Source organism: Mesorhizobium sp. M0522 (assembly GCF_040321085.1).
GTDB lineage: Bacteria > Pseudomonadota > Alphaproteobacteria > Rhizobiales > Rhizobiaceae > Mesorhizobium.
The window spans coordinates 20,810-27,658 of sequence record NZ_JAMYQW010000056.1; the positions used below are offsets into that span (position 1 = coordinate 20,810).

Sequence of the window (6,849 nt, forward strand, 5' to 3'; positions counted from 1 at the left end):
TTCCCCTTTTTGTGTTCACTCACAGCATTGATTGCCGGATGTTTTCTTTGCCGAACCGCTCGTCGTCGATCCGTGCTTGGATTTGGGCCAACATTTTCTCGAGATCGGCCATGAGATCGTCGTGCGATTCCAACCCCACGCTGAACCGCAGAAGGAGGTCCTGCCCACTCCAAGTCGTCGCGGAGCGGTTGCTCTTCACGGGCATGGGGGCAACGAGGCTGCGTGTCCCACCCCACGAGGCGCCGATGGCGAACGTCTCTAGCGTATTGAGCGCCTCCGGCACGTGCGGCAGTGCTTCGGGAACCAATTCCACGCTGAACACTCCGCTCGCGCCGAGGAAGTCGCGCTTCCAGAATTCGTGCCCGGGAGAAGACGGCAGGGCGGGGTAGAGCACACGCTCGACGGCTGGGTGGCCGCGGAACCAGTTGATCATCGCCGTCGCGCCGTCGTGCGCGTGTTTCATTCGCACGCCAAGAGTCTCCATGCCCCGCAACACCAAAGAGGCGTCGTCGGGGGAAACACCGATCCCGGCGCGCCCCATAGTCGCCTTGAGCGCGTTGAAAAGCTGCTCGGAAGCCACCGTGATCGATCCCATCAGCACGTCGGAATGGCCCGAGATATATTTGGTGAGCGCTTCGGTCACGATGTCGGCCCCATGTACGAGGGGCTTGAAGTTAAGAGGGGTCGCCCAGGTGTTGTCGAATCCGACGAGCGCGCCGTGCCGATGCGCGATCTCGGCAATCCGCGGCAGATCCTGGACTTCCATGGTCGTCGAACCGGGGGACTCGCACCACACCAGTTTCGTGTTCCCGTCGATCCGACGTTCGAGCCCCTCGGGCGAAGTGGGATCGTAGTACTCCGCTCGGACGCCAAACTTTGCCAGATCGGTGTTCACAAAATCACGGACCGGGGGATAGGCCGTGTCCGCCACCAGTACCTTGTCTCCGGCATTGAGGACGGCGAGCATTGCGATTGCGTTTGCGGCCTGGCCCGATGGCGCGAGAAGCGTCCGGTGACCCTGCTCGAGCTGAGTGATCTTTTGCTCCAGTGTACGCGTCGTCGGGGTGCCGTAGAGGCCGTAGGAATAGCCGTCAGGCCCTCGCTGGCCGCGAGTGGCGTAGGCTGCGGCATCCGCGAATACGATCGTCGAAGCCCGATGGACGGCTGCACCCAGAGCCTCGAAGCCGTCTGTTTTGACTTTGGGGGTCACAACGCATTGGGTGAGATCGTTCATGCTTGCTCCTCATGTGTTGGAGACAGTTACAGCATGACAAAACCTATTCCGTCCAATATCAAGATCGGGATGTGCTATTCTCTCAGGTTATAGGTGCGCCATGAATCTTCGCCAGATCGAGGTCTTCCACGCCGTGATGACGATTGGAACCGCCTCACGCGCCGCGGAGATACTACGCATCTCACAACCTGCGGTGAGCAAGGCCGTCCAAGAACTGGAGCGCGACATCGGTTTCGCGCTCTTCCACCGCATCAAAGGACGGATGTCGCCGACGGCAGAAGGCAACCTGTTTTTCAGGGAAGTGGAGACCTCATTCTCCGGCCTCATCCATTTGAAAGGGGCCGCGGCGCGGATTCGCGACTTCGGTTCGGGGGAAATCCGGATCGCAAGTCTCTCCGCATTAAGTACGAATGTAATGCCAAAGGCATTAAAGGCATTTCAACACCGTCACCCTGACGTTGCGATCACCTTTCAGGCAAGGCTATCCTCGGAAGTCAAAGAACTCGTCGCCTCCGGCCAGTTCGACGTCGGCCTGGCGGCGGACGAGATCGATCTTGCGGGCGTCGAAGCCCACCCATTCCGGAACTACCGGGTCGCGATCGCCATGCCCAAGGGCCATCCGCTAGAGGGGAGGGAAGTGATCCGTCCCGCCGATCTCCATGGGCAGGCCTTCATCGCGTTGGCTCCGGAGGACACTACGAGACGGGAAGCAGAGGCCATCTTCGCTGATCACGGCATCAAGCCCAAAGTGGTTCTAGAAACCCCCTATTCCACCACCATCTGCTCGATGGTCAATGCGGGGCTTGGATGCGGAATGGTCAATCCTTTAACTGCCCTTCCCTATCTCAACGGAAACCTCAGCCTCCGTCCATTTCTCCCGGGAATCTCCTTCCGAACTCTTCTGTTGTTGCCACCCAACCGACGTCCATCGAGAGTAGTTAGCGACTTTATCGAGCAGCTGATGCGTATCGCATTGGAAATTGATGGGGCTGTCCAAACTTGACTTCACTTTCGTGAACGTCGGCTTCTGGGCCCCATGCCGTCACCCGCCAGGCCGCAATTAGGATAGCGCGCCTCGCTCAGCCGCAGCAGCGAAATTGTAACTGGGAGTTCGATGAGTGTGGGGAAGGCGGTAGCGCTCTCCCGCTACCATCACTGCAGCGCTAGGCGCTGTTCCTGGTTTACGATTTGGCAGGTTGAGAAGCTCCGCCAGCGCACCGCGAACTTTCAGCTCAACCTGTCCCCTACCCTCCGTCGGAATGATCTCGATCCCCGTGACCAGCGAGCGGATGATCCTCGCCGCCTCGTGCCGCTCACACACATCGGATTGCAATGCGTCCTGGAGCTCGGATACTTGCCGACGGTAAACCGTCACCGCTGCCGGATGAAACTCTACAATGCTTTCTGCGGCCGCCATCGCCTGAAGCTCTCGGGCTAGATTCTCCTTTTCGCGCTCGAGGTCCAGTAGCTTCGATTTCATGCTGGTCGTCGCGACACCGTCAGCGATGGCATCGACGACGTTAGCGATCTGCCTGTCGATGCCGGCATGCCGCCTTTCGACTTCCCTTTGCCGCTCGCGGTTCATGGCGTTCAGTCGCTTATGCTCAGCATGATATTCAGCAAGGAAGCCCGCAATGGCATCTGGCGCCAGCAAGCGCCGCTGGATGCCTTCCAGCACACGGTTCTCAAGCTCGCCAACACGGATCGTTCTGTTATTGGTACAAGTGCCTTTCTCACGGTGCGCGGCACAAGCAAGCTGGTTCCTGTTCTTCACCGTATAGGAAGCGCCACAGCAGCCGCACCGCACGAGCCCCGAGAACATGTGCTTCGGCCGTCGGCGGTGATGGAGTTTCATGCCTCCATAAAGCTTCTTGCGGGCTTGCACTGCATCCCATAGCTCATCGTCGATGATATGCAGATGCGGCACTTCAACGACCTGCCAGGTTTCCGGCAGATTCGGCCGCGAGATGCGCTTCCCAGTCTCGGGATCCTTGCGCATTTGAAGACGATTGAAGACGAGCAGCCCGATTTAGGCTTCGTTGTAGAGAAAGCCGCTTCTCCGCTTGAGATTGCCATTGATGGTCGAGGCGCCCCACGCACCCCCAAAGGGTGATGGGATACCTTCCTTGTTGAGCCCTGCAGCTATCGTACGCGCCGATTGACCAGCCGCGAATTCCCGAAAAATCCGACGCACGACCTCGGCTTGATCCTCATCGATCTCGCGCAGACGGCGGATCGGTTCGCCGCGTTCATCGAGTTTTTTGACCACGCGATAGCCGTAGGAGAGGCCGCCGGCGTTGTAGCCGTTCAATATGCGGCCGCTTTGGCCCCGCCTGATCTTGGCGGCTAGGTCGCGCAGGAACAACGCGTTCATCGTTCCTTTCAGGCCCACGTGCAGTTCGTCCACGGCGCCCTCAGAGAGAGTGACGATCCTGACACCGGCAAAGCGCAGTCGCTTAAAGAGGCCGGCTACGTCCTCCTGGTCGCGTGACAAGCGATCGAGTGCCTCGGCTAGAACGATCTCAAATTGCCCGCTTTGAGCATCGGCGAGAAGCCGCTGGATGTCTGGTCGACGGATGACGCTTGAGCCGGATATCGCGGCATCGACATAGGTTTCAACGACAGTCCACCTCTCCCTGGCCGCGAGCTCTCGGCAAAGCCGCAGCTGATCCTCGATAGAGGCTTCGCGCTGGTTGTCGGATGAGTAACGAGCATACAGCGCGACACGGGTCATGAACCGCTCCTCTTCCTCTCTTTGTTAATGGCCGCCGCCGTCCCCACCCTCCCCTTCTGACGGTGTTTTTTCAAGAGGATGAACTTTGTTGTCGTTGGCCCCCTGCAATTCCTCGAAATGCTCCCGAGCAACCCGCCGACCCAACAAACGGGCGATCGACAGGACGGCTCGTTCAGCCATGTCTCGTGCCGACATCTCAGCCCTGTAGTCATGGCTTGCGCTGTCGCTCCCCGGTTTGGCCTCGTCCACCATGGCATGCCCGCTCTTCTGTGTAGATCAAGGGCATTGAGCGGCGTGATGATCAGCAAGACAAGTTCAGTTGCCGCGCGGTCGTACGGTGGCGTGCAAATACTTGCGCGCTGCGATTTGGGAATTCCGAAACCAAGCCAAACTGCCAAAGCTCGAGCCTCTTGCAATATCGCACGCAATATCCAATATGCTTGCATGAGACTGCTTCTCGATACGGCGACCATGGTGGCGGCGATCCGAAGCGATGCCGGCGCTTCGCGCCAACTGTTGGTGGCAGCTTTGGAGCGCCGGCTGACGCTGATCGCTTCGGTGCCGTTGATGATCGAGTACGAGGCGGTCATGACAAGGCCTGAGCACCTTGAGGCTTCCTGCCTGTCGGCTGGGGATGTGAACGCGTTGCTCGATGCGGTGGCGGCCGTCGCCGAGCCGGTTCGCCTTGTTTTCCTCTGGCGACCCGCCGTTCGCGACCCGGACGACGACATGGTGCTGGAAGCTGCGGTAAACGGACTGGCGGATGCTATAGTGACGTTCAACCTGCGCGACTTCGGCAAGGTGGCCGAGCGCTTCGGTATCATGGTCCTGTCGCCGGGTGAGGCGCTGAGACGATTGGAGAGAAAGACATGAGGAGAAGCAATTTCGCACTGCGGCTTCAGCTCTCGCTTCTCGATGAGGCGCGCAAGGTGGCGGAGAGCGAGGGCGTGCCGCTCAACCAGTTCATCAATGTGGCAGTCGCTGAGAAGCTTTCGGCGCTGCGCACGGAAAGCTACTTTCAGGAACGTGCTGCCCGTGCCGACATCCCCAAGGCGCTGGATATCCTGAATCGGGCCGGCAAAGGGAAGGCGCCGATCAAGGGCGACGAATTGCCGGAGTAATGTACCGCGAGGGGTGGAGCGGTATCGCTCGTACCGTAGCCTTGCCTGCGTCCAAAGCGGCCGCCGGGCCGAAAACTTCCGGTCAAGACTGGCGGGGCACACGCCACCGCGAAGCGGCTCTGGCCTTGACGGGCTGGCTTCGGTCCGGCTTTCTCTCGACAAGCAGGCAGTTCCCTCGCCGGACATAATCTCCTCATCTATCGGGAAGAGCCTGGACGAGCTTTCCCGGACGCTGCTTCCGCTTCGGCAACGGGCGAACCCGCTTGAAGATAGGCGAATACCCGAAACCAGAACCGGTACTCCCGTATCCGCCCGTCGCAATACGCCGACACGGCGCACCAGGCGATTGCGGTTGCGGCTGGCTTTCCCCACAGGGCTGTCGCTGCCTCTGCAGCTTCAGGCACGGTCCATTTCTGCACGGCGGCCTCGCGGTTGAAGGCATCCAGCAGATCGGGATCGCTCACCGCCGGATGGTGAGATGCCGCAAGAGTGCTCTGCGCTGGCAATTCCATGGCGGTTGAAGGGTGACGTGAGGCAGACGCTTCGCCGCAAGTTGAGGGGGTCTCGGCTGAAGCCGGAAGTTGGGTTGGATGGGCTTCATAGCTCGCCTCCTTCTTCGTCTTTCAGGCGCGGAAACAGCAGCCAGCCCGCCGCCTGCCGAGCTTGGGACGCTGCTCGCCGCGAATGAACTGTTCCGGCATCGTCTGCTCGGCGATGAGCACCAGATCGCTGAGCGCCGAGCGGATTTGCGGCCAGGGGAACACGGAGCATTCCTCCCAGGCTTCGCCCTCGCGCAACACGGCATCGAGCTTGCCCGCCACACTGGCGAGAGTCGTAGCGGGTATCGTTGAGAACGCTTCCAGCAGATCCTGCGCCCGGTAGCCAGCCTCGCACTCGGCCTTGAGCGCGGCGGTGTAACCAGCCTCCTCGTCAGCCGCATCCCAGCACGCCTGATGCGCCGCCAAATCGGCTTCGGCCGTCTCCCGGAGAGCCGCCATATCCGGCCCTTTGCCGAGCACTTCATTGAGCGCTTCGATCGAGTGAACCGTCACGTCCTCACCCTCGGGCAGGCAGACGGTCACACAAGGAAAGCCGACGCTCGAGACAAGCCTCGCCTCCAGGCGCTGCTGCCTGCGGCAAAGCCGCTCGGTCAGCTTGTGGGCGGTCTCCCATTCCCGCCAAAGCGCCAGCGCAGGGTCGGGGAGCATACTCGTTGCCGCTGTGTTGCCGACAAGCGCACTTTTCTCAAGCACCAAAGCGGTGGACGTGATCATCCCTCCCGCAAGCACTCGCCTGCGGGTGACGAAAGCCAGAGTCATGCTATTGTCGGAAGCAGATGGGGTATTCGGCTCGAGCCCATCTTCAAAGGTGATGCAAAGAGGTGTTGCGCTTCGAGCTGATGATAACTTGGTCTGTCCAGACAGCCACAAGCATCAGGAAAGGAAGCGCAACATGAAGCATTTTGTTGGCCTCGATATCTCGGTGAAGGAAACCGCCGTTTGCGTTGTCGACGAAACCGGCAGGATTTGTCGTGAGGTGAAGGTGGTCAGCCACCCTGACGATATCATTGCGGTGCTGAAGGACTCGACTTGGAACGTCGAACGGGTCGGGCTCGAAGCAGGGCCCTTGTCGCAGTGGCTATTCGAGGGGCTGGCCAGGGCCGGGCTGCCGGTCGTCTGCATCGAAACACGTCATGTGAAAGCATTCCTGAAGGCGCAGCCGAACAAGACAGATCGCAATGATGCGCGCGGCATAGCCCA

9 protein-coding genes and 1 pseudogene are annotated in these 6,849 nt (G+C 60.2%); 4 read left to right on the plus strand and 6 right to left on the minus strand.

Annotation, left to right across the window (positions count from 1 at the left end; translation table 11 throughout):
* Positions 1 to 19: 19 nt before the first annotated feature.
* Positions 20 to 1,234, minus strand: coding sequence for a trans-sulfuration enzyme family protein (locus NKI58_RS32790; protein ID WP_023680716.1), 1,215 nt, complete (start codon positions 1,232 to 1,234; stop codon positions 20 to 22).
* Between the two features lie 100 nt (positions 1,235 to 1,334).
* Between NKI58_RS32790 and NKI58_RS32795 the strand changes: the two genes are divergently transcribed.
* On the plus strand, positions 1,335 to 2,237 hold the full coding sequence (locus tag NKI58_RS32795) for a LysR substrate-binding domain-containing protein (RefSeq protein WP_023680715.1): 903 nt from the start codon (positions 1,335 to 1,337) through the stop codon (positions 2,235 to 2,237).
* Positions 2,238 to 2,294: 57 nt separating this feature from the next.
* Here NKI58_RS32795 and NKI58_RS32800 read toward each other — a convergent pair whose 3' ends face one another.
* The 3 genes and pseudogenes from NKI58_RS32800 to NKI58_RS32810 form a co-directional block, all read right to left on the minus strand.
* The gene (locus tag NKI58_RS32800; RefSeq protein WP_352854325.1) at positions 2,295 to 3,089 is read right to left on the minus strand and encodes a recombinase zinc ribbon domain-containing protein; all 795 of its coding nucleotides are present in this window, start codon (positions 3,087 to 3,089) and stop codon (positions 2,295 to 2,297) included.
* A 27-nt stretch (positions 3,090 to 3,116) separates the two neighbouring features.
* Positions 3,117 to 3,968, minus strand: a pseudogene (locus tag NKI58_RS32805) (recombinase family protein); the annotation flags it as partial.
* 24 nt (positions 3,969 to 3,992) lie between these two features.
* Positions 3,993 to 4,220 (minus strand): hypothetical protein, encoded by a 228-nt coding sequence (locus NKI58_RS32810; RefSeq protein WP_023680712.1) that lies wholly within the window; start codon positions 4,218 to 4,220, stop codon positions 3,993 to 3,995.
* A gap of 45 nt (positions 4,221 to 4,265) precedes the next feature.
* On the opposite strand from NKI58_RS32810, the gene NKI58_RS32815 reads away from it, so the two are divergent.
* Together NKI58_RS32815 and NKI58_RS32820 are read left to right on the plus strand one after the other, a co-directional pair.
* A complete protein-coding gene (locus tag NKI58_RS32815; RefSeq protein ID WP_352718389.1) occupies positions 4,266 to 4,841 on the plus strand; it encodes a putative toxin-antitoxin system toxin component, PIN family in 576 nt (191 codons plus the stop codon).
* The gene (locus NKI58_RS32820; RefSeq protein WP_352615256.1) at positions 4,838 to 5,089 is read left to right on the plus strand and encodes a toxin-antitoxin system HicB family antitoxin; all 252 of its coding nucleotides are present in this window, start codon (positions 4,838 to 4,840) and stop codon (positions 5,087 to 5,089) included. Before NKI58_RS32815 ends, NKI58_RS32820 begins: the two co-directional genes overlap by 4 nt.
* A gap of 197 nt (positions 5,090 to 5,286) precedes the next feature.
* On the opposite strand, the gene NKI58_RS35685 is transcribed toward NKI58_RS32820, so the two are convergent.
* Together NKI58_RS35685 and NKI58_RS32825 are read right to left on the minus strand one after the other, a co-directional pair.
* A complete protein-coding gene (locus NKI58_RS35685) occupies positions 5,287 to 5,601 on the minus strand; it encodes a Y4oE-related protein (protein ID WP_502898852.1) in 315 nt (104 codons plus the stop codon).
* A 111-nt stretch (positions 5,602 to 5,712) separates the two neighbouring features.
* Complete coding sequence (locus NKI58_RS32825) at positions 5,713 to 6,297, minus strand: hypothetical protein (RefSeq protein ID WP_352718384.1); 585 nt, start codon at positions 6,295 to 6,297, stop codon at positions 5,713 to 5,715.
* A gap of 52 nt (positions 6,298 to 6,349) precedes the next feature.
* Here NKI58_RS32825 and NKI58_RS32830 point away from each other — a divergent pair.
* On the plus strand, positions 6,350 to 6,849 hold a 500-nt coding region (locus tag NKI58_RS32830; protein WP_352854322.1), incomplete at its 3' end, for an IS110 family transposase.